This window comes from Microbacterium sp., assembly GCF_052102115.1.
GTDB lineage: Bacteria > Actinomycetota > Actinomycetes > Actinomycetales > Microbacteriaceae > Microbacterium.
Map to the genome: position 1 here is coordinate 8653 of NZ_JBQDVP010000025.1, position 25801 is coordinate 34453.

Sequence of the window (25801 nt, forward strand, 5' to 3'; positions counted from 1 at the left end):
GAACTGAGCCCGCACAAGCGGGTTCTGCTCACACCGAGCGGCGCACTGTCAGCAGGAAGACGCTCTCTTCCCGCGCCAGAACACCGTGCCGTTCCGGCGGGATGGGCATGATGTCGCCGGCGCTGAGCTCCCAGGAGCGTCCCTGGCCGGTCAGGCGCAGGTGTCCGACCAGAACCTGAAGCGTCGCCTCCGGGGGAGTGTCGTGCTCGGTGAGCTCGGCCTCCTCCAGCAGCGCGATGGCAGTCTGCCGCAGAAGGGCTCCCTGACCGCCGTAGAGCGCCTGCGCCGCGCGCTGAGAGTTCGATTCGCGGGCCTTCTCGAGCAGCTTCTCCTGCAGGTCGGCGAGATTGGTCGGTGTCAGCAGGTCTGCGGTCATGATCTGATCCTTCCGGTGGCGTAGAGATCATCCTCGCACCGATGCGAACGGGCGGGCACCGGAAGCATCCGATGCCCGCCCGAGCGGTCTACGTCAGATGATCTGACGGCCTTCCCGCTTCGCTTCGCGGGCGTCCTTGACGAACGCCCGGATGATCACGGTGAGGGTGCCGATGACGACGATCGGCCACACCAGCACGTATGCAGTCAGCAACAGGGCCTCCATCACTGCTCCTTTCCGGTGTATGCGGCGTCGGAATCCTTCACGACGGTCTCCGCTTCAGAGATGATCTCCGTCTCGGCTGTGTCGAAGTCGCCGGTGCGCTGCCTGATCAACGAGAAGTCGAACCGCTTGTCCTTGTTGAGCATGGTGATCGCGACGCACACGATCGTACTGACCGCGTAGGCGACCAGCGATCCCGACAGCACCGGGTAGGTGTGCAGGAAACCGATCGCGAACGGCGCGGATGCCACGGTCGCGATTCCGCCGACGATGACAGCGACGCGCAGACCGAAGAATCCGAAGGACATCAGCCCGAGCACGACGCCGATGCCGATCACCGACAGCACGTCGCTGGCGATGCCGAGACCGCCGGACAGGTCGATCCACTCGAAGCGCACCGGCAGGAACGCGGCGAGAGCTACGGCCACGGCGACGCTGAAGGCCACGTTGGTGACGCGGTTCCAGTAGAAGCTCGCGATGACGGGGAACACCAGAGCACCCCACATCGCGCCGACGAAGACGAGCAGGTCGAGGATGTTGAACTGCATCGAGGCGAAACCGAGTGCCGCCGCTGTCGCACCGACCATGGTCAGGCGTCCCACCAGCAGCATCGTCTTCGGGTTGGCGTTCTTCTTGCCGGCGATGTTCTGACCGTAGATGTCGGCCATCATGATCGACGAGAGCGCCGTCATGTCGGCATCCGCCGTCGACGAAAGCGAGCCGATGATCATGACGAAGAAGACGCAGATCAGCACTGGCGGCAGGTAGGTGGCAGCCATCTGCGGGATGAGGTTGTTCACATCTGCGCCCATCGGCTCGATGCCGGCGTAGAGGGCGATCACGCCGAGCATGCCGATGCCGATGATCGACGCGCCGTAGCCGAACGTCGCGGTGATGAACGTCTTTTTGATGAGGTCTTCACGCACCGCGAACAGGCGCTGCGCGATGGTCTGGTTGCCGATCGCATACGCGAGCACGGCTGCGATGTAGGGGGCTCCCTGATTGAAGAACGCATCGGACGAGAAGAAATCGCCCTGCTGCGGGGTGAGGTTCTTCGCACCTTCGACGAACAGACCCGGCCCGCCGGCGGCGAAGAAGATCACCGGCACGATGATCGCGACGGCGCCGAGCATTGCGACGACCTGCGCAAAATCAGTGAGCACCGATGCGCGGAAGCCGGACCACAGTGTGTAGGCCAGTACGCCGATCGCGATCGCGACGATCCCCTGCGTGAAGGTGAACGGCGACAGCATCGAGATGAGCGCGCCACCGGCGATCAGGTTGGATGTCAGGCTGATGACGCTTCCGAGCACGTTGGAGCCGGCGAGCATGAGCTGGCTGGAGCGACCGTGCCGCGCGAACATGACCTCGGCGATGGTATGCGCCTTGGGCGCGACCTTGCGGATGCGGCGGCCGAATGGATAGATGAGCAGGATCATCAAGGCGCCCCAGAGCCCGTAGTGAATGGGTCCGGAGATCCCGTAGGTGTAGCCGGACGTGGCCGAGGCGTACATCGATGACGCCCAGATCCAGGTGGCCGTCATGGACGCGGCGGAGATGCCGAATCCGATCTTGCCACCGCCGGTCATGTAGCCGTCGGCGTTCTCCTTCTTGCGGGAGATGCGGATCGACATGTACAGGCTGCCGCCGAAGAACAGCAGCATGAGCAGGACCACGATCGGCCCCGAGAGTATTTGGAGGTCGCCCACCGGTTGTTCTCACTTTCTCGTCTTGATGCGGCAGAGGCCGCTGGTCGAAGGAGAAAGGACTCGCTAAGTGGGGGAGAGGGATTCGGAGGAACGAGTGGATATCGAGAGATCTGAGACTTTCAGCATGGGCGAACGAACCTGGACCACTGAGGCGCATGGCAGCGCACAGACGAGAGGTCCGGGGTGCGGCTCCTTTCCAGAGGTCCATCTTTCGGGCGCACTGATGACCGGCGCACCCTCAGCGGGATTCGAATGATTGCGAGGTGCGCGCAGTCAGGCGCGCGTCGCGTGAGAGCGCTGAAGCACCCCCTGCCCATGCAGGCACGAGCATCCTTGCCACCTTAGCAAATTCCCAGCGAACTCCCGGTCAGCTGAACAGCACGATGAGGTAGACCGCGAACAGTGCGAGGTGTGCCGCGCCGTGCATCGCCGTCACCCGCTTCGCCGCAAACGTTCCGATCGACAGCAGCAGCGTCACACCGAGCAGCAGCAGATCGGCCGGAGTCTCAGCCAGGACAACCCCCTGACCGGTGAGCATGCCGATGATGAGGACGGCGGGGATCGTCAGCCCCACGGTCGAGACGAGAGCGCCGTGGCAGAGGTTGATGACGCGTTGGATCTCGCCGCCCGCGGCGGCACGGATCGCCGTGATCGACTCGGGCAGGAACACGATGGCCGCGATGAGGACGCCGGCCAGCGCCACGGGAGCTCCGAGCCGCCCGAGTCCGTCGTCGAGGAGGGCGGCCATGTCGTGCGAGAGGAGCACGATCGGGATGACGGTGACGACGAGCACGGCGAGGCGCGCGATCACCTCGGTGCGGTGCGTGCGGAGGGTGTCGCCGATGGTGGGTGCCGGGGCATCCTGCCCGCTGGTGGGCCGGTTCGGCACTCGCCCGCCGACCTCGGTGAAATCCTCGGCCTGCGCGCCCATCTGCCGGAACAGGAAGAACGCGTACAGGCTGAGCGTGAGCACGGCGATCGGCACCTCCTGCGCGATCGTGTACGCGCCATCACGGCCGATGAGTGCGGGAAGGGCGAAGGCGAGCGCGGTGAGGACGACCAGCATCGCGAGGTAGGCCGACGTTCCGGTTCGGTTATGCGCCATCCCGCGATGACGGATGCCGCCGACCAGCAGCGCGATACCGATCACGAGATTCAGGATGATCATCGAGACCGCCATGACGGAATCGCGTGCGATGGTGGCGTGCTCGCCGGGGCCGAGCATGACGGCCGAGATGAGAACGACCTCGATCAGCACGATCGACAGCGTCAGCACCAGTGATCCGTACGGATCGCCGAGGCGATGGGCGAGTGCTTCGGCCTGCTTCACGACCCCGAACGCGCAGACGAGGATCACGGCGACGATGGCGAGGAGCGCGACGATCAGAAGCGCCGCGGGCACCGGCGCCGCGAGCAGGGGACCGGCCAGCAGCAGGGCGATGAACGCGCCCCAGCCGAGGGCGATCCTGACGATGTCGGATGCTGTGATGAACCGGGAGAGGCTTCGCATGGACGTGGCTCCTTGCGGGGCCGTCCCCTCATGAGTTGTCCGTCGAGAGTCGTCCCTCGCGTAGGACTCGAATCTATCAGTTCTCGCGGAGTCGGAAGCAGTCGTGCCGCTGCATTACTCGCGCGGCCTCACGGAATGAGAGCGATGGGTCAGGACTGACGCCGATTTCGCGATTGATCAGATGGTGGACCTGAGGGGACTCGAACCCCTGACCCCCTGCATGCCATGCAGGTGCGCTACCAGCTGCGCCACAGGCCCATCTTCGCTCCCCGCGTGAGCGAGGCAACCTGAAAAGAATACAACACCGCGAGCACTCGGCGCCAATCGGCGCATGCCCGGTGCGGGCCCAGGGCGGGGTCGGGGAACACCCGCTCATGTCGATGCGTTGCGATAGATGTGAGCATCTTCGAGAGCATTGTCATCGGCGCAGGTCAGGCTGGTCTCTCGACCTCATTCCACCTCAAGCGGCTCGGCATCGAGCACGTCGTCCTCGACGCGAACGATGCGCCCGGCGGCGCCTGGCAGCACCGTTGGGATGCGCTCACTATGGACGACGTGCACGGGGTCGCCGAGCTCCCGGGGGCCGAGGCACCCGCGCGCGACGGACAGCGCGCCAACATCGCCGTGCCGGCGACCTTCGCCGACTACGAGCGCGACAACCACCTGCCCGTCGTCCGTCCCGTTCATGTCGATCGCGTCATCGATGATGCCGGCACGCTCGTCGTGAGCGCGGGGGAGCGCGAATGGCGCACCCGCACGGTGGTGAACGCGACGGGCACGTGGACCCAGCCGTTCCTGCCGCATTATCCCGGCATGGAGACCTTCCTCGGCGAGCAGCTGCACACCGTCGACTACCCGGGGCCCGCGCACTTCCGCGGCAAACGCGTGCTCGTCGTCGGCGGCGGAGCCTCGGCGGTGCAGTTCCTCGGTGCGCTCGCTCCGATCACCGAGACGCTCTGGGCGACCCGTCGCGAGCCGGTCTGGCGCGACGACGATTTCACCCCTGAGGCCGGCGCCGCGGCCGTCGCCCTCGTCGAGCAGCGCGTCGCCCAGGGGCTGCCCCCGCAGAGCGTCGTAGGGGTCACCGGGCTCATGCTGCGTCCGCAGGAGCGCGAAGCCGAGCGGCTCGGTGCGTACGATGCCCGCCGCCCGATGTTCGAGCGCATCGAGCCGGACGGCGTGCGCTGGGCTGACGGCTCGTTCGAGCGCGTCGACGCGATCATCTGGGCGACCGGATTCCGCCCCGCGATCGGCCACCTCGGCCCTCTGCACCTGCGCAGCGAGGCCGGTGGCATCCAGCTCGACCGCAGGGGACGCGGCACGACGGCCGTGCGGGACCCGCGCATCCAACTCGTCGGCTACGGGCCATCCGCCAGCACGATCGGTGCCAACCGCGCCGGACGCACCGCGGCGAAGGGCGTCCAGCGCGCGCTCGCGACGATCGCATCCGGATCGCTCGGCTGACGCTATCTGTGATCGGGAGACCTCGATCTCGATAGCCTGAGCGCATGTTCAGAATCGTCGCCTTCATCATCTGGTTGCTGCTGTCCGCCTGGCTGCTGCTCTGGGTCGGCGTCGGGCTCTTCGGGGTCGACCAACGGTCCTCGATCCTGCCGTTCGGCGAGGACACCATCGGTGCGCCGATCATGATCGGCGTCGCCTGGGGACTCATGCTGACATTCGGTGCCGGCCTGTTCGGGCTCCAGCCGAAGAAGAAGAGGAGGACGGGCACCACGCAGGTGGGTGTCGGCCGCGTCGTCGAGACGCGGCGCACCGGCCTCACGATCAACGACGTACCGCAGTACGACCTGTTCGTACGGGTTACGGGCAACGAGGGCGACGAGTTCATCAGCCAGATGCGGATGCTGCTCGATCCGATCGAGCAGGGGTCGATCGAACCGGGCATGGTTCTGCCCGTCCGATACAGTCCGACCGACCACGACACCGTTGAGATCGCCGACATGACCGACACCACCGTGCGCGATGCCATGCTCGATTGGCGGATCAAGCGTGGGCTCATCGCACCCCATCTCGTTCGCGCCCGCCGCACCGGTATACAGGCACCGGCATCCGTGCTCGCCATCCGGCCCACCGGAGCGCGCCGTGAGGGGCAGAGCGAACTCGAACTGCGACTGCTCATCACACCGGAAGGCCAGCAGAACTGGGAAGCGGATACCACCGTGTTCCTTTACCCCGAAGCGCTGCCGCGCGTACAGGTCGGCTCACCGGTGTGGGCGTCCTATCTTCCCGCCGATCCGCAGACGGTGGCCATGACGATCGAACGGGAGAACCGCGCATGAATCTGCTCGACACGGTGATCTGGCTCGTCAATTTCCCTGTCACCCACGGCTACGTCATGATCTTCATCGCCGGGTTCTCGTTCTTCGGCATCGGCGCCCTCGCGTTCCGGCCTGTGCGGGGACTGGGCTCTCGTCTGACGGCGATCCGTGAACGCGAGGGGCTGCCTGAGGCTCCGAGCGCCGGCGGGGGACGACCCACAGCGGCCCGGTTGCAGAGACTCGCCGTCCGCGTCCTGGGGGTCGTCATGGTCGCCGGTTTCGCCTTGGGGCTCCTGGGCCTGTTCGGGGTGCCCGTCACGTCCGCCTACATCCACCAGAACGGCGTGCCGACGACGGGCACGGTGGAAGACGACTGGGTGACCTTCTCGACGCCCGGGGGTGAGGAGTACACCCTGGAGAACAACTTCTTCACACCGTCGGAGTATCCGGACCGCCATGCGTGGCTTCCGGACGACAGCCCGGTCGTGGTGCGCTACCTGCCGAACCATCCGCAGGCGTTCATCGTCGACACGACTCAACTGCCAGAGTGACGCAATTCCCCGCGTGACGCGGCACGGGTGACGCCGGCGCACAGGAGGGTTAGCCTGGAGCCATGTCCCGCGTCATCGTTTTCGGCGGCCACGGCCGCATCGCGCTTCTGCTCGCTCCGATCCTCGTCGCCCGCGGTGACGAGGTCACGGCGGTGATCCGCAATCCCGATCACGTCGCCGATGTCGAGCAGACCGGCGCGACTGCCCAGATCGCCGACGTCGAACAGCTCGACACCGCCGCGATCGCCGAGCTCATCCGCGGTCACGATGCCGTCGTCTGGTCGGCAGGCGCAGGCGGTGGCGACCCGGCGCGCACCTACGCGGTCGATCGCGACGCCGCGACCCGGACGATGGATGCCGCGGCCGCCGCCGACGTGAAGCGCTACGTCTTGGTGTCCTGGCTCGGATCCACCGCCGACCACGGTGTGCCCGAGAGCGACTCGTTCTTCCCGTACGCCGACGCGAAGTGGGCTGCCGACGAGTACTTGCGCGGCACCGACCTGGAGGGGACGATCCTGGGGCCGGGAACGCTCACCTTCGATGAGCCGACCGGGCGCATCGATCTCGAAGCTCCCGATCGCGGTCGTGTCGCGCGCGCCGATGTGGCCGCCGTCATCGCCGGTGCCCTGATCGAGCCGGCCACGATCGGGCGGACTGTCCGGTTCGGAAACGGTACGCCGGACTCCTCCGAGCCGATCGCCGACGCGCTCGCGCGCTGACCGTTGCGTACGCTTCGCGCTGCAGCGATTCTCGTGGTGGCCCTGGCCGCCACGGCGACTCCCTCCATCGCGGCCGGTGACAGCAGACCCGCTGCGGCGCCGACGACGGGCGGCCCTGCGGCAGAGGCCGAACGGCTCGTCGCGGAGATGACGACCGCTGAGCAGGCCGCGAGCATCGTCATGGGGCACATCTCGACGAGCGACCCTGCGGCGCTGACCCCGTACATGCAGAACACCGGCATCGGCGGGTTCATCCTGATGGGCGAGAACGTCTCGGGCACCGAGGCTGAGTTGCGAGCGGTCACCGACGCCATCGCCGCTGATGCCGACGTGCCGCCGCTGATCGCCATCGACCAGGAGGGCGGCGTCGTCTCCCGGCTGCCGTGGGACGACCTCCCCGCATCGGGGACGCTCAAGGATCGTCCGGCATCCGAGACCACCGCGGCTTTCGCGGCACGCGCGGCGCTGGTCGACCGTGCCGGCGCGAACGTCAACTTCGGCATCGTCGCCGACACCACAGCCGACCCGGGCTCCTTCATCTACGGCCGCTCGCTCGGCGCTGATCCGGCCACGGCCGCGGAGCGGGTCGCCGCCGGTGTGACGGCCGAGGAATCGTACGTCGCCTCGACGATGAAGCACTTCCCCGGCCACGGCGCGGCCCCCGGCGACTCGCACGAACTGATCCCGAGCACGGACAAGACGCTCGATGATTGGCGTCAGAGCGATGCCCTTCCGTTCGTCTCGGGCATCGATGCCGGCGGGTCTGTGCTGATGTTCGGGCATCTGTCATACACGACTGTGGACGAGGCGCCCGCCTCCCTGTCGGCCCGCTGGCACGAGATCGCCCGTGATGAGCTCGGCTTCGACGGCGTCATCGTCACCGATGACCTCGGGATGCTGCAGTCCACCGGCATCCCGGAGTACGCCGACCCGGTCGTCAACGCGGTCTCTGCCGTCGCCGCCGGCAGCGACCTGGTGCTGATGATCGCGCACTCCACGCCTGATACGGCGGCGCAGCTCACCGAGGGGATCGCCGCGGCCGTCGACAGTGGCGCGATTCCGGCGGCGCGGCTTCAGGACGCCGCGGAACGGGTCATGACGCTGCGGTTGGAGCTTGCGGCAGCCGGCGCCGTCTGGGCGCCGTGCGACGATTGCGAACCGGTTTCCTGACCATCACCCAACCATGCCGCCAGCATCCGGCGGCGCAGCGCATTGCCGCGCTCGGCGAACTCCCGCTGCCGGCGCGCATACGCGCTCTTGCCCTCGGCCGTCTCGATGGGCACCGGCACGACGTCCCAGTCGGACAGGTCGTAGGGGGCGGCCTCCATGTCGAGCAGCCGGATGTCACGCGCGAGCTCGAACGCGTCGAGCAGCAGTTCGCCGGGGAGCAGCGGGCCGAGCTTCATGCTCCACTTGTACAGGTCCATGCCGGCGTGCAAGCACCCGGGCTGTTCGAGGGCGGGCTGGTCGGCGCGCGTGAGCGGCTGCCGATTGCGCGGTGCGGCGTCGCGCGTGAAGAACCGGAAGGCGTCGAAGTGCGTGCAGCGCAGATCGTTCGCCTCGACGACCGCATCGGTGCCGGCCTGCCCCAGACGGAGGGGCGCAGGATGCCGGTGCTCCTTCTCGCGGTACACCATCGCCCATTCGTGCAGTCCGAAGCAGCCGAACTGTCCGGGACGCGCGGCGGTGCGGCGCAGCATCCGTTCGATGAGGTCGGCGAGAGCCGTTTTCTCGCGCGCGAAGGTGGCCGCATCGGGAACGACCGCGTCCGGGGTGGATCCCGCTGTGTACCAGCGCCAGCCGGCCCGTTCGGGGGCGTCGTCGAGCTGGATGCCGGCACCAGGGTGCCAGCGGCGCAGCTGCGCCGGCGCGTACGAGTAGTAGGTGAACAGGAAGTCCCAGACCGGGTGCTTCTCGCCACGCGCCGACCGCTCGCGGTGCGCTGCGGTCAGCGCATCGGCACGCGCCTGGTGTGCGCTTTCCCGCGCTTTCCAGGTGGTGCGATCGAGGGAATCGGCCGACATCGCAGTCTCCGTCAGTGCAGGATGCCCACGTCAGTGAGCTGTTCCCGCAGGCCGGCGCCGTCGGACGCCGTCACCCACGTCGCGGTGCCCTCGGAATGGTCATCGGAGACGGCGCGACCACCGGCGAGCATCGCCTCGGTGGCCGACAGCTGACGGATCGCGACGCCAGCGACGGATCCGGGGTGATCGATCATGAACTCGGTGTAGATCGCTTCGTCATGCTGCCCGTCGTCGCCGATGAGCAGCCACTTCACGTGCGGGAACTCGTCGGCGAGGCGGTACAGGTTGCGGAGCTTGTGCTCGCGTCCGCTGCGGAACCAGCGGTCGTGAGTGGGGCCCCAGTCGGTCAGCAGCATCGATCCGCGGGGGAACAGGTGCCGACTCATGAACCGACTGAGCGTCGGGGCGACGTTCCACGCACCGGTGGACAGGTAGATCATCGGAGCGCCGGGATGCTGGCGCATCAGTTGCTCGATGAGCACGGCCATGCCGGGCACGGGAATGCGCGCGTGCTCATCGACGACGAACGAGTTCCACGCGGCGATGAACGGCCGGGGGAGGGCGGTGACCATCACGGTGTCATCGATATCGGAGACCACGCCGAACTCAACGTCGTCGCCGACGATGAACGTCGTGCCCTCGATGGGTGCCTGACCCTCGACCGACATCGTGAAGGTCTGCCATCCGGCCTCGAGGTCGGCATCGAGCACCGTGTCGATCACGCCGCCGCGGTCGGCGATCACCTCGTGGACGCTCCCGGCAACGGTGATGGTGACCTTCGAGAAGCCGACCGGGATCCCGACGAAGCTGCGCCAGCCGCGCACCGACTCGTAGTCGCCGTGCGCGTTGCGGCGCCGCGGGGGCACGATCAGCACCCGACCGACGACTCGCACCCACCCAGTGCCGCCGTACCCCGCGAACGGCAGGACCGTGGCCGTGCGCCCACGACGCCGCGCCCGGCTCTCCCGCCAGACGTGCAGACGGTGCTCGAGTCGCGCGAACCAGTGGATCCTGGGCTTCTTGGCGGTGTCTTCGGACATCGCTCTCAGTCTTTCACGTCCGGTGCGGCATCCTCGCCCGAGGTGCTCTCCGCCGTGCGCATATGACGCGCCTCCCATTTCTCGAGGAGCTTCTTGCCGACGAACACGAGCAGCAGGAAGAGCACGATCACGCCGACGAAGATGTAGCCCGCGAAATGCACGCGGTCGACGAGCTCGCGGAACCCGCCGGCGGCGAGCGAGGTCACGCTCACGTACGCCGCCGCCCAGATGATGCAGGCCGGTGTCGTCCAGGCGAGGAACCGACGGTAGGAGTACGTGCTCATCCCGACCGTGAGCGGCACGAGCGAGTGCAGGACCGGCAGGAAGCGCGAGAGGAAGATCGCCAGGCCTCCGCGGCGCTCCAAGTACAGTTCCGCGCGGGTCCAGTGCCGTTCGCCGATCTTGCGGCCGATCCGGGAGCGTCTGATGCGCGGTCCGAGCCAGCGGCCCAGCCCGAACCCGATGCTCTCGCCGATAAGGGCGCCGACGACGACGGCCACCACCATGGCGATGATCTCGACCGGACCGTCGACGCCGATGGAGGCGATGATCACGATCGTGTCACCGGGCACGATCAGCCCGATGAGGATGCTCGTCTCGAGCATGACCGCGAGCCCGGCGATGAGGGTGCGAGCCACCGGGTCGACCGCCTGCACGGCATCCAGAAGCCACAGCAGGAAGTCGTCCACCCACACGAGAATACGCATCTACGCTGTGATCGTGCTTCGCAATTCCCCTCTTTCTTCCCGCCGGGTGCCGGGGAGCGTCGACCTGGAGCGCCTGTTCCGCGCGCTGGCGGGCCGATATGAGGGAGTCTTCTGGCTGGACGCCGGGGCAGCTGCCGACGCAGGCTGGAGCTTTCTCGGCATCGGCGAGCCGGATGCTGCGGGCCCGGGCCACGTGCGGCTCGACATGGATACCGGCCCCACGGGTGCGCCGCCGTTCTGCGGAGGATGGATCGGCTGGCTCGACTACGAGCCCGGGGCGGCGGCTGCGGGAGCGCCGAGCGCCGCGTCAGAGGGCGGGCCCGCCTGGTTGCACGTGACCGCGGCGGTGGCCGTGGACCATGCCACCGGCGCCACGTGGGAGCTCGGCGGGATGCTGGAGGACTGGCTTCGGCTCCCTGCGGTCGCTCAGCCCGTTTCGTCTCCGGCGCTGCGCGCCTCCGCTCAACGCCCAGTCCCTGTTCCCGGGTTTCCTCGGTCGTTGAGCGAGCGGAGCGAGACGAAACGGACTGAGCGAGCGAAGCGCGTCGAAGTCCTTCCCCGCCACACCCCCGACGAGTACGCGGCTCTCATCGAACGCTGCCGTGCGGCGATCCGCTCCGGCGACGCCTACCAACTGTGCCTCACGACGCGGTTCACGGTCCCCGGCGACCACGACGCCGTCGAGACCTACCTCCGCCTGCGGGCGGCGACTCCTGCCCACCACGGCGGATTCGTGCGGATCGGCGATCGCGCTCTGCTCAGCGCCAGTCCCGAGACCTTCTTGCACGCGTCCCACGGCCGCATCCGTACGCGCCCCATCAAAGGCACCCGGCCGCGCGGTGCAGACGAAGCATCCGATCAGGCGCTCGCCCGCGAGCTCGTGGCGAGCCCGAAAGAGCGCGCGGAAAACGTCATGATCGTCGACCTCATGCGCAACGACCTCTCGCGGGTGTGCGAACCGGGATCGATCCGGGTCGAGGGGCTGTGGGAGGTCGAGTCGTATCCGGCCGTGCATCAACTGGTCAGCGCCGTCAGCGGTCGGGCCGCTCCGGGCCTGACCGCTCAGGCGCTGTGGGACGCCGCGTTCCCCGCGGGCAGCATGACGGGAGCGCCGAAGCTGTCGGCCATGACCCTGCTGCACGGCCTCGAATCCGGCCGTCCGCGCGGGGTGTACAGCGGATGCTTCGGGTACGTGGGGCTGGACGGGGCGATGGATCTGGCGATGGTCATCCGCAGCATCCTCGTCGATGGTGAGCGGGCCGTCGTCGGCGCCGGCGGTGGCATCACCTGGGGGTCGATCGCCGATGAGGAGGTCGACGAGGTGGCGACCAAGGCCCGTGCACCGCTCGCGGCTCTGCACGCCGAACTGCCGGACGCCTGGCGCCGCGGGTGATCCGATATCCTGGAAGTTCCTGACTTTTCTGAGCACGCCTTCCCTGATTGGCCCTTCGTTGTCTGAATTCCCCGCATCCTCCGCCGACGCCGTCGACGAGTCCACCTCGCCGCACGCCATCCAAGCCAAGTGGCAGAAGTACTGGGCGGACAACGAGACCTTTCTCGCCGGGGGAGCGGAGGACAACCGGCCCCGCAAGTTCGTGCTGGCGATGTTCCCGTACCCGTCCGGCGACCTGCACATGGGGCATGCGGAGAACTACCTGTACTCCGACATCGTGGCGCGCTTCTGGCGCCACCGCGGGCACAATGTCCTGAACCCGATCGGGTGGGACTCGTTCGGGCTGCCGGCCGAGAACGCGGCGATCCGCCGCGGCGCCGATCCGCGCGAGTGGACGTACCAGAACATCGACCAGCAGAAGACCGGATTCAAGGCGTACGGCGTCTCGTTCGACTGGTCTCGCGAGCTGCACACGTCAGACCCGGAGTACTACCACTGGAACCAGTGGCTGTTCCTGCAGCTGCACGAGCGGGGGCTCGCCTACCGCAAGAAGAGCCCGGTCAACTGGTGCCCGAATGACCAGACGGTCCTCGCGAACGAGCAGGTCGTCGACGGCCGCTGCGAGCGGTGCGGCGCCGAGGTCATCAAGAAGAAACTGACCCAGTGGTACTTCAAGATCACCGATTACGCCGACCGACTGCTCGACGATCTGAATCAGCTCGAGGGTCGCTGGCCGCACAAGGTGCTGCAGATGCAGCGCAATTGGATCGGCCGTTCGATCGGTGCCGACGTCGACTTCCGCATCGAGGGTCGCGACGAGCCTGTGACGGTGTTCACGACGCGCCCCGACACACTGCACGGGGCGACGTTCTTCGTCGTCGCGCCCGATTCTGACCTCGCTGCCGAGCTGGTCGCCGAGTCGCCGGCCGAGGTGCAGTCGCGGTTCCAGGACTACCTGGAGAAAGTTCAGAAGACCACCGACATCGACCGGCAGGCCACCGACCGGCCCAAGACCGGCGTGTTCCTGGAGCGCTTCGCGGTCAACCCGGTCAGCGGCGAGCGGCTGCCGATCTGGGCCGCAGACTACGTGCTCGCCGACTACGGGCACGGCGCGGTCATGGCTGTGCCCGCACACGACCAGCGCGACCTCGACTTCGCGCGCGCCTTCGACCTGCCCGTCAAGGTCGTCGTCGACACGACCGCGCCCATCACCGGCGCCATGCCCGTCATCGATGTGGACGATGACGGTGTGCCGATCGAGCCGGCCGAGGGCCTGGACGATCAGCATCCGGCATCCACCGGGATCGCGTTGACCGGCGAGGGGCGGATGATCAATTCCGGCGACCTCAACGGACTCTCCAAGCGTCATGCGATCGCGCGGACCATCGAGCAGCTGACGGCGGCCGGCACCGGCCGCGCGGCGAAGAACTACCGCCTGCGCGACTGGCTGATCTCGCGCCAGCGGTTCTGGGGCACGCCGATCCCGATGCTGCACCACGATGATGGCACGGTGACCCCGGTTCCCGCCGACCAGCTGCCCGTGCGTCTGCCGAGCGTCGAGGGTCTCGACCTGTCTCCGAAGGGCTCCTCGCCGCTGGGGGCTGCAGAGTCGTGGGTACGCACCGTCGACCCTGCCTCGGGCGACCCCGTGCTGCGCGACGCCGACACGATGGACACGTTCGTGGACAGCTCGTGGTACTTCCTGCGCTTCCTGTCGCCGAACAGCGACCAGTTCGCGTTCGACCCCGCCGAGGCCGCCCGTTGGGCGCCGGTCGACAGTTATATCGGCGGCGTCGAGCACGCCATTCTGCACCTGCTGTACGCGCGCTTCATCACCAAGGTGCTCTTCGACATGGGGCTGATCGACTTCACCGAGCCGTTCAGCAGCCTGATCAACCAGGGCATGGTGATCCTGAACGGCGCCAAGATGTCCAAGAGCAAGGGCAACCTGGTGCTGTTCCAGGAGGAGCTCGACAAGCACGGCGCCGACGCCCTGCGGGTCGGCCTCGCCTTCGCCGGTCCGGTGGAGGACGACAAGGACTGGGCCGACGTTTCGACGACGGGGGCGCAGAAGTTCCTGGCGCGTGCGATGCGACTGAGCCATGAGGTGTCGAGTCCCGTGGACGTGATCTTCAAGGGTGGCGATGCGGCGCTGCGCCGCGGCACGCACAAGCTGCTCGCGGATGCACCGGCACTGGTCGAGCAGACGAAGTTCAACGTGCTGGTGGCGCGCCTGATGGAGCTGGTGAATCTCGCCCGCAAGACCGTGGATGCTGCCGGCGCCGATGATCCTGCCGTGCGCGAAGCCGTGGAGACCGTCGCCGTCATGCTGGATCTCATCGCCCCGCACACCGCGGAGGAGATGTGGGAGGCGCTCGGCCACGAGCCGTCGGTGGGGCTGGTCACCTGGCGTCAGGCCGACCCCGCGCTGCTCGTCGAAGACACGATCACGGCGGTCGCGCAGGTCAACGGCAAGGTGCGCGCGCAGCTCGAGGTACCCGCGAAGATCACCGCCGACGAGCTGGAAGCGCTCGCCCGCGGAGATGAGCGCGTGATCCGTGCCATCGGTGACAAGGAGATCGTGAAGGTCATCGTCCGTGCGCCGAAGCTGGTGAACTTCGCCGTCAAGGGGTGAGGTTCGCGGTGCGGAGGGGCTTCGACTCCTCGCTCCGCTCGTCGCTCACCCCGTTTCGTCGCCGGCGCTCCGCGCCGCCGCTCAACGCCCGGACCACCGCCTCTCCTCTCCGCTCAACGCCCCTCCGATGCGAGCGCAGCAGCGCGCCTCCGCTGTGCGTTCGGCGCCCCCTCACTCGGGTCGTTGAGCGAGCGGAGCGAGACGAAACGGGTTGAGCGAACCGCAGGCGAGTCGAAACCAACCCACCCCCACGCCAACCCCACCCCAACCCCAACCACCTCTCCACACCCGCCCCCACTCCCGGGTTCTCCACCGTTCGGGTGATTCCGGCATCCGGCCACTGACGCGCGGATCTAGCGTGGCGGGGTGCCAGCGAAAGACTCCGCGTCTGCCCCAGCGGCGCGTTCGCGTCTGCGGCTGAGCATCGGCGCGGCCGTCGTGCTCGGTCTCGTCGTGCTGTCGGCGGCGGTCGGGCTCGGCATCATGCGTGGGCAGGCGCAGCCGACGCAGACGGTGCAGATCGACGAGGCCGCCGGTGACGACGAGGTGGCGGTCGGTGGCGAACTGTACGTGCATGTACTCGGGCAGGTCACTGACCCCGGGCTCTACGTGCTCGAGCCGAGTGCCCGCGTCGTCGACGCCCTCGCTGCGGCCGGAGGCTCGCTCGACGACGCCGACCTGCAGGCGGTGAACCTCGCGCGCCCACTCAGCGACGGCGAGCAGCTGATCGTTCCAGCCGTCGGCGCCGATCCCACCGACGCGGAGGGCACGGATCCGGTCGGTGACGGCCTGATCGACCTCAACAATGCCGATCAGGCGGAGTTGGAGACGCTGCCAGGGATCGGCCCCGCGATCGGGCAGCGGATCATCGACTGGCGTGAGACGAACGGGCGCTTCGCTTCGGTGGACGATCTGCTGGCTGTTTCCGGCATCGGCGAGAAGCTGCTGGCGGGCTTGCGCGACCTGGTTCGAGTGTGAACGGCGGCACGCGCGTGCGCGACCTGCGACTGGTTCCGCTCGCCGCGTTCGTATGGGGCGTCGCTCTCGTATGCGTCTTCGTCCCCGAGGCCGCCTGGTGGGGCGCGGCCGTGGCGGCGTTCGGTGGTCTCGGGATGCTGGTGGCCATGTGGCGCCGCGCCGGTCGCGCCCGTCCGCGCGGCGGACTCGTCGCCGTCATCGCGTTCGGCGCTGCCGCCGTGGCGATGACCGCGGGGTTCGCGACGCCCGAGCGGGACGCCGCCGCAGCCCTGGACGGCCGGGTCATCGAGATGATCGGCGAGATCTCATCGTCGTCGGCGAAGGGGAGCGACGGCCGGATCTGGTTCGACGTGCAATCCACGCGTGCCGGCACGCTGGGCGCACCAGAACCGCTCGAGGCGCCGATGCGCGTCGGCGTGGAACCGACGGCGCGTGCAGACCTCGGAGCGGTGATCCGCGTCACGGGCGATGCGATGGCCACAGATCCGGGGGAGCGCGCCGCGATCGTCGTCTTCGGGATGCGCGTCGAGATCGTCGAACCGGCGCAGGGGGTGTTCGGTGTCGCCGCACAGGTGCGCGAGGACTTCGTGAACCGAGCCACCCGGCTCCCCGAACCGGGCGCCGGCCTGCTGCCCGGCCTGGCTGTGGGCGACACCAGCGCGGTGTCCGAGGAGCTCAACGACGCCATGCTGGTCAGCGGTCTCAGTCATCTGACGGCCGTGAGCGGCGCGAACTGCGCGATCGTCGTCGGTGCGGTCTTCTGGCTCGTCGCGCTCTGCGGAGGCGGCCGCAGGCTGCGGATCGGTCTGGCACTCACCGCGCTGGCGGCGTTCGTCGTGCTCGTCACACCAGAGCCGAGTGTGATCCGCGCGTCGGTGATGGCCGCGCTTGCCATGCTGACGCTGCTATGCGGTCGGCCGAGCGCGGGCATCGGGGTGCTGTGCCTCGCCGTCACCGGCATCCTGATCTCCGATCCGTGGCTGGCCACGACGCCAGGGTTCGCGCTCTCGGCGGCCGCGACCGGCGCCCTCATCATGCTCGCCCCGCCGCTCGCCCGGGGGATGGCGAGATGGATGCCGCAGCCCCTCGCCCTGGCCGTCGCCATCCCGGTCGCCGCTCAACTGGCCTGCGGCCCGATCATCGCTCTCTTCGCCGAGAAGCAGTCGATCATCGGCATCCCGGCCAACATGCTCGCCGACCCAGCGGCCCCGATAGCGACCGTCATCGGACTGCTCGCGTGCCTGGCGGCACCGATCCCCATCGTGGCTGATCTGTTCGCGGCATGCGCCTGGCTGCCTGCGGCATGGATCGCCACCACGGCCACGGTGTCGGCAGCGGTGCCGGGCGGGACCGCGTCCGTCGTGCCCGGAATCGGCGCCGCTCTGATCGTCGCGGTACTGAGCGCGGCCACCGGCATCGTGCTCGCGGGTGTCTCGCCGATCCGCGGCCGGGCTGGGCGATGGTCGATTGTCGCGTCGGTGACGACGCTGGTCGTGACGGGCGCCCTGGTGGGCGCCCGGATGCTGCTCACCGGCCCGCTGGTCGGCACGACCGTGCCCGAGGACTGGTCGATCGCGGCGTGCGATGTCGGGCAGGGCGACGCGCTCGTCGTGCGCTCGGAGGGCAGGACCGCGCTCATCGACACCGGAATGGAGCCCGAGCCGCTCACGAGCTGCTTGGCGGCACTGGGAATCGAGCGGATCGATCTGGTCGTCCTCACACACTTCGATGCCGACCATGTCGGGGCCGCTGGCGTGCTCGTCGGGCGTGCGGGCACGGTGCTGCATGGCCCCGCCCAAGCCGGAGACGAGGAGCAGGTGCTTGCCGCGCTGGCCGACGGCGGCGCAGAGCTCGTCGAGGCGGCGGAGGGACTGCACGGCACGCTGGGCGGTGCGCGATGGAACGTGCTGTGGCCGCGGAAGAACTCTGCCGCGTTCCCGTCCGGCAACGACGCCAGCGTGGTGCTCGAAATAGACGGCGGCGGGGTGCCGCGTTCACTGTTCCTCGGTGACCTCTCGGCTGTGCCGCAGCGGATGCTCGCCGCACAGCTGCACGGCTCGTATGCGGTGGTGAAGGTGGCGCATCACGGCAGCGCCGACCAGGATCCCGGTCTCTATGCGCAGTTGCACGCGGCGATCGCGATCTTCAGCGCGGGGGTCGAGAATGATTACGGTCACCCGCGGGCGGAGACGATCGCGATCACCGAAGCCGCCGGTGCCGTCACGATGCGCACCGATCTGCAGGGACGCATTCTGATCGGCCGGGACGGCGATGCGCTCACGGTGTGGACCGAACGCGATGTCGATGACCCCGAGTAGGCTCGTCTCATGGCCGCTTCTCGTACTTCTGCCCGTGGTGGCGCGAAGACGACGAAGATTCCGCAGGTGTCGTGGCGCGAGCCGCGACCCGCACCGGTCGTACTCGTGTTCGGGCCCGAAGAGGTCTGCGCCGAGCGCGCGACAGCCGGCATCCGCGACTACCTGCGCGCTGAGGATCCGGCGCTCGAAGTCAGTGATGTGCGCGCCGACGACTACGCACCGGGCACGCTGTTGGCGCTGACCTCGCCGTCGCTGTTCGGCGAACCGCGGCTTGTGCGAGTCTCAGGGGTCGAGAAGTGCACAGACGCCTTCATCCAAGAGGCCGTCTCCTATCTCGACCACCCGCAGGAGGGCGCGACCGTCATCCTCCGCCACACTGGGGCGAGCGTGCGCGGCAAGAAGCTGCTCGACGCGCTGCGCGGCGGCGCCGGCGGTGGCATCGAGATCGCCTGTCCGACCGTGAAGCGCGATAGCGACCGTGTCGACTTCGCCGCGGGGGAGTTCGCCGCCGCGCGCCGCAGAATCGCCCCGAACGCCCTGCGCGCACTGGTCTCGGCTTTCGCCGATGATCTCACCGAGCTGGCCTCGGCCTGCCAGCAGCTGCTCCGCGACGTCGAGGGCGACATTACCGAAGACATCGTCACGAAGTACTACGGCGGCCGCGTCGAAGTCTCAGCGTTCGTCGTCGCCGACACGGCGATCTCCGGCCGCTACGGCGAGGCGCTCGTGGCGCTGCGGCACGCGCTCGATGCTGGCGCCGACCCCGTGCCGATGGTCGCGGCATTCGCGATGAAGCTGCGCACCATGGCGCGCGTGGCGGGCCATCGAGAGCCCAGCCGCAGCCTCGCCCAGCGCCTGGGCATGAAGGATTGGCAGGTCGACCGCGCCCGCCGAGACCTGGGCGGTTGGAACGAGAGGTCGCTCGGCCTGGCGATCCAGGCGGCCGCCCGTGCCGACGCCGAGGTGAAGGGCGCAGCGCGCGACCCGATCTTCGCGCTGGAGCGCATGGTCACCGTCATCGCCACCCGCGCTCCGTTCGGCGAGTAGCGCTCCGCGCGGATCGTAGGCTGGGAGCATGAGACTTCTCCTGATCCGGCACGGCCAGACTCCCAGCAACGTCAGCGGCGCGCTCGACACGGCACGCCCGGGCGCGGGCCTCACGGCGCTCGGCCAGGCTCAGGCCGCCGCGGTGCCGCAGGCGCTCGAATCTGAGCGGCTCGAGGGACTGTACGCGTCGGTCCTGACTCGCACGCAGCTCACCGGCAGCCCGCTCGCCGCCGACCGCGGGCTGGACATCCAGGTCCGCGAGGGCCTCGAAGAGATCTCGGCCGGCGATTTCGAGATGCGCACGGATGCCGATGCCGTGCAGGCGTACGTCGAGTCGGCCCGACGGTGGCTCAGCGGCGATCTCGGTTACGCCATCGACGGCGGTGAGAGTGGTGCGAGGTTCTTCGGGCGCTTTGACGCGGCCATCGCCGAGATCGCCCGAGACCACGCATCTGCCGCTGTGTTCAGCCACGGCGCGGCGATCCGCATGTGGGCCGCCGCCCGCGCGGTGAACGTCTCGACGGAGACCGCCGTGCAGCGCCGCCTGCAGAACACCGGCATGTGCGTGCTCGAGGGCGACCCCGACAGCGGCTGGGCGTTGCAACGCTGGCACGAGGAGCCGCTGGGCGGCAGCGACCTCGAGGACCGCTTCGCCCACGACATCACCGGCGAGCCCGAAGAAGCGGATGCGGTCGTGGACGCCGACGCGTAGCGGCGAGTCGTTTCTCGCCCCGGCAGGGGAAAACCGAAGGCCCGCCCCGCGAACGGGACGGGCCTTCGAACAGTGTTCGGCTCAGAGAGCGGAGACCTGCTTGGCGATAGCCGACTTGCGGTTCGCTGCCTGGTTCTCGTGGATGACGCCCTTGCTGACGGCCTTGTCGAGCTTCTTCGAGGTGACCTTCAGCGACGCCTCAGCGGCGGACTTGTCGCCCTTGGCGATGGCCTCGCGGGTGCTGCGGACGTGGGTCTTGAGCTCGGACTTCACAGCCTTGTTACGGGTGCGAGCCTTCTCGTTGGTCTTGTTGCGCTTGATCTGCGACTTGATGTTTGCCACGCGTTGAAGCTTTCGTTCAGAGATGGATGGGTGTTGTCGTGGGCAGGAAGAGGGCTGCCACCGGACGGTCGTGAGGGACGAACCCACACGCAAGCCAAGAGCCGAGTCTATCAGGTCTGCAGACGATCCGTTGCGCGCCGCTCGCGCCGGGCGTTCCGGATGCGGCATGCTGAGCGTACCCGAGCGAAGGAGCTCAGCATGACGGATGGATCGACTCGCAGCACCAGCGTGCCTACCGGGCTGCGATGGTCCGCCGCCACAGCGGCGTTCCAGGTCGAGGGCGCGCGCGCCGCCGACGATCGCGGACGGTCGATCTGGGACGACTTCGTGGACGAGCCGGGCCGCGTGCGCGACGGTTCGACAGCCGAGCCGGGACCGGACAGCTACCACCGCAGCGCGGACGATATCGCGCTGCTGCGAGACCTCGGTGTCGACCGGTACAGGTTCTCGATCTCGTGGGTACGTGTGCAGCCCGACGGCACGGGCGCCGCCTCTGCGGCGGGTCTCTCGTACTACGACCGCCTCGTCGACGATCTGCTCGATGCCGGGATCACCCCGTTTCCGACGCTGTACCACTGGGATCTTCCGTCCGTTCTCGAAGCCGGTGGCGGGTGGCTCGATCGCGACACCGCCGACAGGTTCGCGGCGTACGTCGAACTCGTCAGTGCCGCGCTCGGTGACCGTGTGAAGCACTGGTACACGATCAACGAGCCCGTCTCGACGTCGCTGCAGGGGTACGCGATCGGCGAGCTCGCGCCGGGCAGGCAGCTGCTGTTCGGCTGCCTGCCGACCGTGCACCACCAGCTGCTCGCACACGGCCGGGCAGTCGAGGTGCTGCGGGCGCACGGTGCTGACGCGGTCGGCCTCGTCAACAACCACACCTGGGTGCGCCCCGGATCCGACTCGGAGGCCGATCACACTGCCGCGCACCTCTACGATCTGATCCATAACCGGCTGTTCGCAGAGCCGGTGCTGATGGGCGAGTATCCCGACCTCGCTCCGTTGGGCGCCGAGATGCCCGTGCAGGACGGCGATCTCGCGGTCATCTCGGCAGCATCCGATTTCTACGGCGTCAACTTCTACAACCCCACAACCATCGCGGCGGCACACGACGATGCTCCTGTCCCGTTCGTTCCCGTCCCGACGGCCGATGTCGAGCACACCGGGTTCGGCGAACTGTGGCCGATCGAGCCCGACGCCCTCACGAAGTTCCTCGTCGACGCGAAGGAACGCTACGCCGCCGCCCTTCCGCCGATCATCATCGGCGAGAACGGCGCATCGTTCCCCGAGCCCGATCACGTCGCCGGACCGATCGACGACCAGCGGCGGATCGACTATCTCGCGGGTCACATCGGCGCCGTAGCAGATGCCGTGAGCCGGGGCGTCGACGTCGAGGAGTACACGGTATGGAGCCTGCTCGACAACTTCGAGTGGGCCGACGGATTCACCCAGCGCTTCGGTCTCGTGCACGTCGATCATCAGAGCTCGCAGCGCACACCCAAGGCCTCCTTCGGGTGGTACCGAGACCTCATCGCGAGCACCCGGTGAACGCTCGAGCACCGCGCACGGGCAGCGCACGCCCCGGCGGGAGGGTCGGCGGAGCATGGTTGACGCTGTTCGGCCTCGCCTGGCTGGCTGTGTGGACGGTGCAGCTCACCCCGGTGCAGCTGCTGCTGCCGCTGCAGTTGGACACGCCCGGCGGGGCGGCGGACTGGATCACCGGCGTCGTCTGGTCGGGGCTCATCCTGTCGATCGGCGGACTTGCCGGTGTGATCGCCGGGCCGCTCGCCGTGGGTGGGCGTCTCCGTCGGCATCGCGGTGCTCTCGGCGGCGCTGACAGCCATGATCGCCGATCAGGTGCATGAGCAGCGCGGTGCGGCATCCGCCCTGGTCAGCTCCGCGCAGGCCGTGGGCATCGTCGTCGGCGTCGGGGCGGTCGTGCTGCTCGGTCTTGGGATCGGCGCGAGCTACGTCGTGCTCACCGCCTTCATCTTCGTCGTCGGTCTCGGCACGGCGCTGCTGCTGCCCGATCCGGTACCAGCGGGCGCGTTGCACCTGCCGACGGCACGGGCGGCGCGGCCGAGGTGGCGTGAGCGTCTCGGTGCGCTGCAAGACCGCAACTTCGTGTGGGTGCTCGCGAGCCGGCTGACCGTCAACCTCGGCAACGCGCTGGGCACCGCACTGCTGCTGTTCTTCCTGCTCTACGGCGTCGGCTCTCCGGCGAGCAGCGCCGAAGACGATCTGCTGGTCCTGATCGTCATCTACACGGTGTTCGTCGTCATGGCATCCCTGATCGCCGGGTCCGTCTCGGATCGCACCGGCAGGCGCATATCGATCATCCTCATCGCCGCGCTCGTGCAGGCGCTCTCGGCCGTGTTGATCCTCATCTCGCCGACGTTCATCGGCACAGCGATCGCCGCCGGTGTGATGGGCGTCGGCTACGGAGCTTTCATGGCGGTCAGTCTCGCCCTCGCCACAGACCTGCTGCCGCGACCCGAGCACCACGCGCGTGATCTCGGCGTCGTGAACGTTTCTGCCAATCTGGGGCAGCTACTGGGACCGTTGCTGGGGGCCGGACTCGTGGCGCTGGTCGGCGGGTTCTGGCTGCTCTTCCTTGCAGCCGGCATCCTCTCGGTGCTCGGCGCGGTCATGATGCTGGCGGTGCGTCCGGCGCCTCCGGCGACCCCTGCTGCATCGTCGCGATCGCCACGTCCAGCAGCGCGTTGAACACTCGGGGGCGCATGGCCGTGACGAGGTGCGAGGTGCGCGGCACGATGATGAGCTCCGACTGCGGCGTCAGGCGCTGGAACAGGCGCTCCTGCATGCGCAGCTGATCGAACTGACCGTTGATCCACCACAGCGGCATCCTCAGTCGGTGCAGGTCGGCAGCGAGGTCCAGCGCGCCGAGAGCGGCCAGCGCCACATCCTGCGCGTCGAGAGCGTAGCCGCCAGCGGCGAAGTCCGAGCGTGTCTCCTCCGGGATCGTGGCGGTGAGCACCTGGTTGGTGAGCCACATGCCCTGGTCGGGCAGCGCGTTGAAGGTGCGTGCGAGCGTGCGGTACGTCGCCAGGGCCACGCCGCGCGGAAACGCCGTGCATGATGCGCCGATGAACGCGGCGACCGGGGGAGCGGCCTCAGCGCCGGCGTAGGCGACCGACAGCAGTCCGCCCATGGAGTGGCCGGCGAGGAGCACAGGACCGCGGGTGGCGGCATCCTGCACGGCGTCATCGATCGTGGCGAATGCGGCATCCAGAGTGAACGTCTCGGCCATGCGCGACCCGTGGCCGGGAAGATCGACCGCCAGTGCGGGGATCTTGCGCTCGGAGAGGTGGGCGAGCTGGGACCGCCACATCGTGTGGGAGGTGCGGATGCCGTGGACGAGGACGACTTGGACGTTCACGGTTCCAGCATAGAAGCGGGGCCCGGTGGATGAACCACCGAGCCCCGCTCCAGAAGGTGAGAGTGCTTACTTCTCCCAGCCCACGTTCTCCACCGGCTGGACGCCGAAGCCGTCCAGGCCCACGTAGGGCTCGGGGGTGAGGTTCGCGAGACCGGTCTTCACAGCCGAGATCGTCGGACCGTTGTAGAGCGGGATGAGGCCCCATTCCTGGAAGATCTCCGACTCGAGGCTCATGGCCGCAGCCGTCTGCTCATCGGCAGTCGGCAGCGATTCGACCTCGGAGTGGATCCGCTCATCCATCTCTTCGTTCTGAACGCCCGAGAGGTTCAGACCCATGTCCATGCAGTACAGCTGGCAGAACCAGGCAGCGCCGAACGGGTCAGACGAGGTGAAGCGCAGCGACGCGATGTCCCAGTTCTTCGTGTTGTAGTCGTTCGAGAAGTCGGTCGACGGACGCACGTCGATCTGAACGTCGATGCCCACTTCCTTCTCCTGCGCCTGGAGCGCCTTGGCGAGCGCTTCCTGCGTGGGGTCATCGCTGAAGATGGGGTACACGACCGACAGCTTCTCGCCGTCCTTCTCGCGGATTCCGTCTTCGCCCGCGGTCCAGCCAGCCTCGTCGAGGAGGGCGTTGGCGGCCTCGGGGTTGTACTCCCAACCGGCCTCCTCCAGGGCGTTGGTGTATCCCGGCTGGAACGGGAACAGCGTGAGGGAACCGGCCGGCTCTTCCTCATAGCCCAGGCCGTTCCAGGCGATCTCCTTCTGCTGGTCGATGTTGACGGCCTTGAAGAACGCCTCACGGACCTTGACGTCCTCGAACTGCGGCTTCTCGGCGTCGACCTCGAGCAGCGTGCTGGCGGTCTGGGTGGCACGGTAGATCGTGACGTCTTCCATGTCCTTGACCTGCTCGAGGCGGTCCTTGGTGTTGGCGCCTACAGAGTCGATCTCGTCAGCCTTGAAGGCGTTGATCGCTGCGGAGGCTTCCATCCCCTGGAAGGAGACGTTCTCGAGCAACGGCTCGTCGCCCCACCACTCGGGGTTCGGCACGTACGAGATGTAGTCGGCGTTCGCGTCGAAGTCGTCGATCGTGTACGGGCCCGCGCCCCACTCTGGGTGCGGGTTGTCGATCATCGCCGTGTTGAACGTGTCGGGGTCCTCGGCCAGTGCCGGGTGGATGATGCCGGTCAGGAACGGCATCTCGGGCCAGGCGAACTCGCCGTCGAACGTGACGATCGCCGTCTTCGGCGTGTCGCCCTCTTCGACCGATGCGATCGCCTTGTAGCCGTCGGTCGCGTTGGGGGTGAAGCCCTCATCCGTCGAGCGGTTGGCCTTCCACGTCGCGTCGATGGCCGTCCAGTCCATGTCGGTGCCGTCGTTCCAGTGCGCCTCATCGGTGAAGGTGAAGGTGATCTGGGTGTTGCCGTCGACCGTCTCGATGTCCCACGCGTCGAGGTAGGCATCGTGCTTGTACGGGGTGCCGTCGGCCTCCTGCAGGAGGATCTGCGGCATGTACCACGCGGCGACGCGTGCGGTGTCTGCAGAGCCGTCGCCGTGGAACGGGTTCAGCTGCTCCGGGACCTCGTTGATCGGGAAGCGAACTTCGCCGCCGACCTGCAGATTCTCACGGGGCTGGGGGTTGTAATCCGCCGCGTTGGTCTCGACGGTATCGTCGCCGTTGTCACCGTTACCGCCGGTGTCGGCCGCACAGCCCGCGAGGGCAAGTGCGAGGGCTCCGCTGAACGCGAGCGCCCCCATCAGCTTGTGCTGCTTCATGGTGCTCCTTTCGCCTTTCGGCGTGTCATAAGGCGAGAATAGTTTGCACGGTGTCGAAATTGGCCC

24 protein-coding genes and 1 tRNA gene are annotated in these 25801 nt (G+C 68.1%); 14 read left to right on the forward strand and 11 right to left on the reverse strand.

Features of this window, described 5'->3' with window-relative positions; genetic code table 11:
• Window positions 1-28 precede the first annotated feature (28 nt).
• The 5 genes from ACTICP_RS09355 to ACTICP_RS09375 all read right to left on the reverse strand — a co-directional run bounded on the left by ACTICP_RS09355 (window position 29) and on the right by ACTICP_RS09375 (window position 4075).
• The gene (locus ACTICP_RS09355) at window positions 29-376 is read right to left on the reverse strand and encodes a LuxR family transcriptional regulator (RefSeq protein WP_441891687.1); all 348 of its coding nucleotides are present in this window, start codon (window positions 374-376) and stop codon (window positions 29-31) included.
• A gap of 93 nt (window positions 377-469) precedes the next feature.
• Window positions 470-601 (reverse strand): putative transporter small subunit, encoded by a 132-nt coding sequence (locus ACTICP_RS09360; RefSeq protein WP_441891689.1) that lies wholly within the window; start codon window positions 599-601, stop codon window positions 470-472.
• The gene (locus ACTICP_RS09365; protein WP_441891745.1) at window positions 601-2262 is read right to left on the reverse strand and encodes a sodium:solute symporter family protein; all 1662 of its coding nucleotides are present in this window, start codon (window positions 2260-2262) and stop codon (window positions 601-603) included. The genes ACTICP_RS09360 and ACTICP_RS09365 overlap by 1 nt, the downstream gene beginning before the upstream one ends.
• Window positions 2263-2674: 412 nt before the next feature.
• A complete protein-coding gene (locus tag ACTICP_RS09370; RefSeq protein WP_441891691.1) occupies window positions 2675-3817 on the reverse strand; it encodes a calcium:proton antiporter in 1143 nt (380 codons plus the stop codon).
• A 182-nt stretch (window positions 3818-3999) separates the two neighbouring features.
• Window positions 4000-4075: transfer RNA gene (locus tag ACTICP_RS09375), tRNA-Ala, on the reverse strand.
• A gap of 138 nt (window positions 4076-4213) precedes the next feature.
• Here ACTICP_RS09375 and ACTICP_RS09380 point away from each other — a divergent pair.
• From ACTICP_RS09380 to ACTICP_RS09400, 5 genes are all read left to right on the forward strand, one after another.
• Window positions 4214-5281 (forward strand): NAD(P)-binding domain-containing protein, encoded by a 1068-nt coding sequence (locus tag ACTICP_RS09380; protein ID WP_441891693.1) that lies wholly within the window; start codon window positions 4214-4216, stop codon window positions 5279-5281.
• Window positions 5282-5325: 44 nt separating this feature from the next.
• Complete coding sequence (locus ACTICP_RS09385) at window positions 5326-6117, forward strand: hypothetical protein (RefSeq protein ID WP_441891695.1); 792 nt, start codon at window positions 5326-5328, stop codon at window positions 6115-6117.
• Window positions 6114-6647, forward strand: a complete 534-nt coding sequence (locus ACTICP_RS09390) for a hypothetical protein (RefSeq protein ID WP_441891697.1) — start codon at window positions 6114-6116, stop codon at window positions 6645-6647. Before ACTICP_RS09385 ends, ACTICP_RS09390 begins: the two co-directional genes overlap by 4 nt.
• A gap of 62 nt (window positions 6648-6709) precedes the next feature.
• Complete coding sequence (locus ACTICP_RS09395; RefSeq protein WP_441891699.1) at window positions 6710-7366, forward strand: SDR family oxidoreductase; 657 nt, start codon at window positions 6710-6712, stop codon at window positions 7364-7366.
• 36 nt (window positions 7367-7402) lie between these two features.
• Window positions 7403-8536 (forward strand): glycoside hydrolase family 3 N-terminal domain-containing protein, encoded by a 1134-nt coding sequence (locus ACTICP_RS09400; RefSeq protein WP_441891701.1) that lies wholly within the window; start codon window positions 7403-7405, stop codon window positions 8534-8536.
• Here ACTICP_RS09400 and ACTICP_RS09405 read toward each other — a convergent pair.
• The 3 genes from ACTICP_RS09405 to ACTICP_RS09415 are packed head-to-tail and all read right to left on the reverse strand — an operon-like array spanning window position 8440 to window position 11119.
• Window positions 8440-9390 (reverse strand): 3-methyladenine DNA glycosylase, encoded by a 951-nt coding sequence (locus tag ACTICP_RS09405; RefSeq protein WP_441891703.1) that lies wholly within the window; start codon window positions 9388-9390, stop codon window positions 8440-8442. The genes ACTICP_RS09400 and ACTICP_RS09405 overlap by 97 nt on opposite strands.
• A gap of 11 nt (window positions 9391-9401) precedes the next feature.
• Window positions 9402-10430: an App1 family protein gene (locus tag ACTICP_RS09410; RefSeq protein ID WP_441891705.1), complete on the reverse strand. Its 1029-nt coding sequence runs from the start codon at window positions 10428-10430 to the stop codon at window positions 9402-9404.
• Between the two features lie 5 nt (window positions 10431-10435).
• The gene (locus tag ACTICP_RS09415; protein WP_441891747.1) at window positions 10436-11119 is read right to left on the reverse strand and encodes a DedA family protein; all 684 of its coding nucleotides are present in this window, start codon (window positions 11117-11119) and stop codon (window positions 10436-10438) included.
• A gap of 31 nt (window positions 11120-11150) precedes the next feature.
• Between ACTICP_RS09415 and ACTICP_RS09420 the strand changes: the two genes are divergently transcribed.
• The 6 genes from ACTICP_RS09420 to ACTICP_RS09445 all read left to right on the forward strand — a co-directional run bounded on the left by ACTICP_RS09420 (window position 11151) and on the right by ACTICP_RS09445 (window position 20220).
• A complete protein-coding gene (locus ACTICP_RS09420; RefSeq protein ID WP_441891707.1) occupies window positions 11151-12530 on the forward strand; it encodes an anthranilate synthase component I family protein in 1380 nt (459 codons plus the stop codon).
• A gap of 58 nt (window positions 12531-12588) precedes the next feature.
• Complete coding sequence (leuS, locus tag ACTICP_RS09425; protein WP_441891709.1) at window positions 12589-15165, forward strand: leucine--tRNA ligase; 2577 nt, start codon at window positions 12589-12591, stop codon at window positions 15163-15165.
• A 366-nt stretch (window positions 15166-15531) separates the two neighbouring features.
• A complete protein-coding gene (locus ACTICP_RS09430; protein WP_441891711.1) occupies window positions 15532-16143 on the forward strand; it encodes a helix-hairpin-helix domain-containing protein in 612 nt (203 codons plus the stop codon).
• Window positions 16140-18461 carry a ComEC/Rec2 family competence protein gene (locus ACTICP_RS09435; protein ID WP_441891713.1) on the forward strand — a complete coding sequence of 774 codons (2322 nt, stop codon included), beginning with the start codon at window positions 16140-16142 and terminating at the stop codon, window positions 18459-18461. Before ACTICP_RS09430 ends, ACTICP_RS09435 begins: the two co-directional genes overlap by 4 nt.
• A gap of 9 nt (window positions 18462-18470) precedes the next feature.
• A complete protein-coding gene (holA, locus tag ACTICP_RS09440) occupies window positions 18471-19508 on the forward strand; it encodes a DNA polymerase III subunit delta (RefSeq protein WP_441891715.1) in 1038 nt (345 codons plus the stop codon).
• 28 nt (window positions 19509-19536) lie between these two features.
• Window positions 19537-20220 carry a histidine phosphatase family protein gene (locus ACTICP_RS09445; protein WP_441891717.1) on the forward strand — a complete coding sequence of 228 codons (684 nt, stop codon included), beginning with the start codon at window positions 19537-19539 and terminating at the stop codon, window positions 20218-20220.
• Between the two features lie 81 nt (window positions 20221-20301).
• Here ACTICP_RS09445 and rpsT read toward each other — a convergent pair whose 3' ends face one another.
• Window positions 20302-20562, reverse strand: a complete 261-nt coding sequence (rpsT, locus tag ACTICP_RS09450; RefSeq protein ID WP_441891719.1) for a 30S ribosomal protein S20 — start codon at window positions 20560-20562, stop codon at window positions 20302-20304.
• Between the two features lie 198 nt (window positions 20563-20760).
• Here rpsT and ACTICP_RS09455 point away from each other — a divergent pair, with 198 nt between their 5' ends.
• The 3 genes from ACTICP_RS09455 to ACTICP_RS09465 are packed head-to-tail and all read left to right on the forward strand — an operon-like array spanning window position 20761 to window position 23289.
• Complete coding sequence (locus tag ACTICP_RS09455; protein ID WP_441891721.1) at window positions 20761-22110, forward strand: GH1 family beta-glucosidase; 1350 nt, start codon at window positions 20761-20763, stop codon at window positions 22108-22110.
• Window positions 22107-22427 (forward strand): hypothetical protein, encoded by a 321-nt coding sequence (locus ACTICP_RS09460; protein WP_441891723.1) that lies wholly within the window; start codon window positions 22107-22109, stop codon window positions 22425-22427. The genes ACTICP_RS09455 and ACTICP_RS09460 overlap by 4 nt, the downstream gene beginning before the upstream one ends.
• Entirely contained in the window at window positions 22357-23289 is a 933-nt protein-coding gene (locus ACTICP_RS09465) for an MFS transporter (protein WP_441891725.1), read from the forward strand. The genes ACTICP_RS09460 and ACTICP_RS09465 overlap by 71 nt, the downstream gene beginning before the upstream one ends.
• Here the strand turns inward: ACTICP_RS09465 and ACTICP_RS09470 are convergent.
• Both ACTICP_RS09470 and ACTICP_RS09475 read right to left on the reverse strand, forming a co-directional pair.
• Entirely contained in the window at window positions 23210-23962 is a 753-nt protein-coding gene (locus ACTICP_RS09470; protein WP_441891727.1) for an alpha/beta fold hydrolase, read from the reverse strand. The two genes, ACTICP_RS09465 and ACTICP_RS09470, sit on opposite strands and share 80 nt — an antisense overlap.
• Window positions 23963-24028: 66 nt before the next feature.
• Window positions 24029-25735, reverse strand: a complete 1707-nt coding sequence (locus ACTICP_RS09475) for an ABC transporter family substrate-binding protein (protein WP_441891729.1) — start codon at window positions 25733-25735, stop codon at window positions 24029-24031.
• Window positions 25736-25801 lie beyond the last annotated feature (66 nt).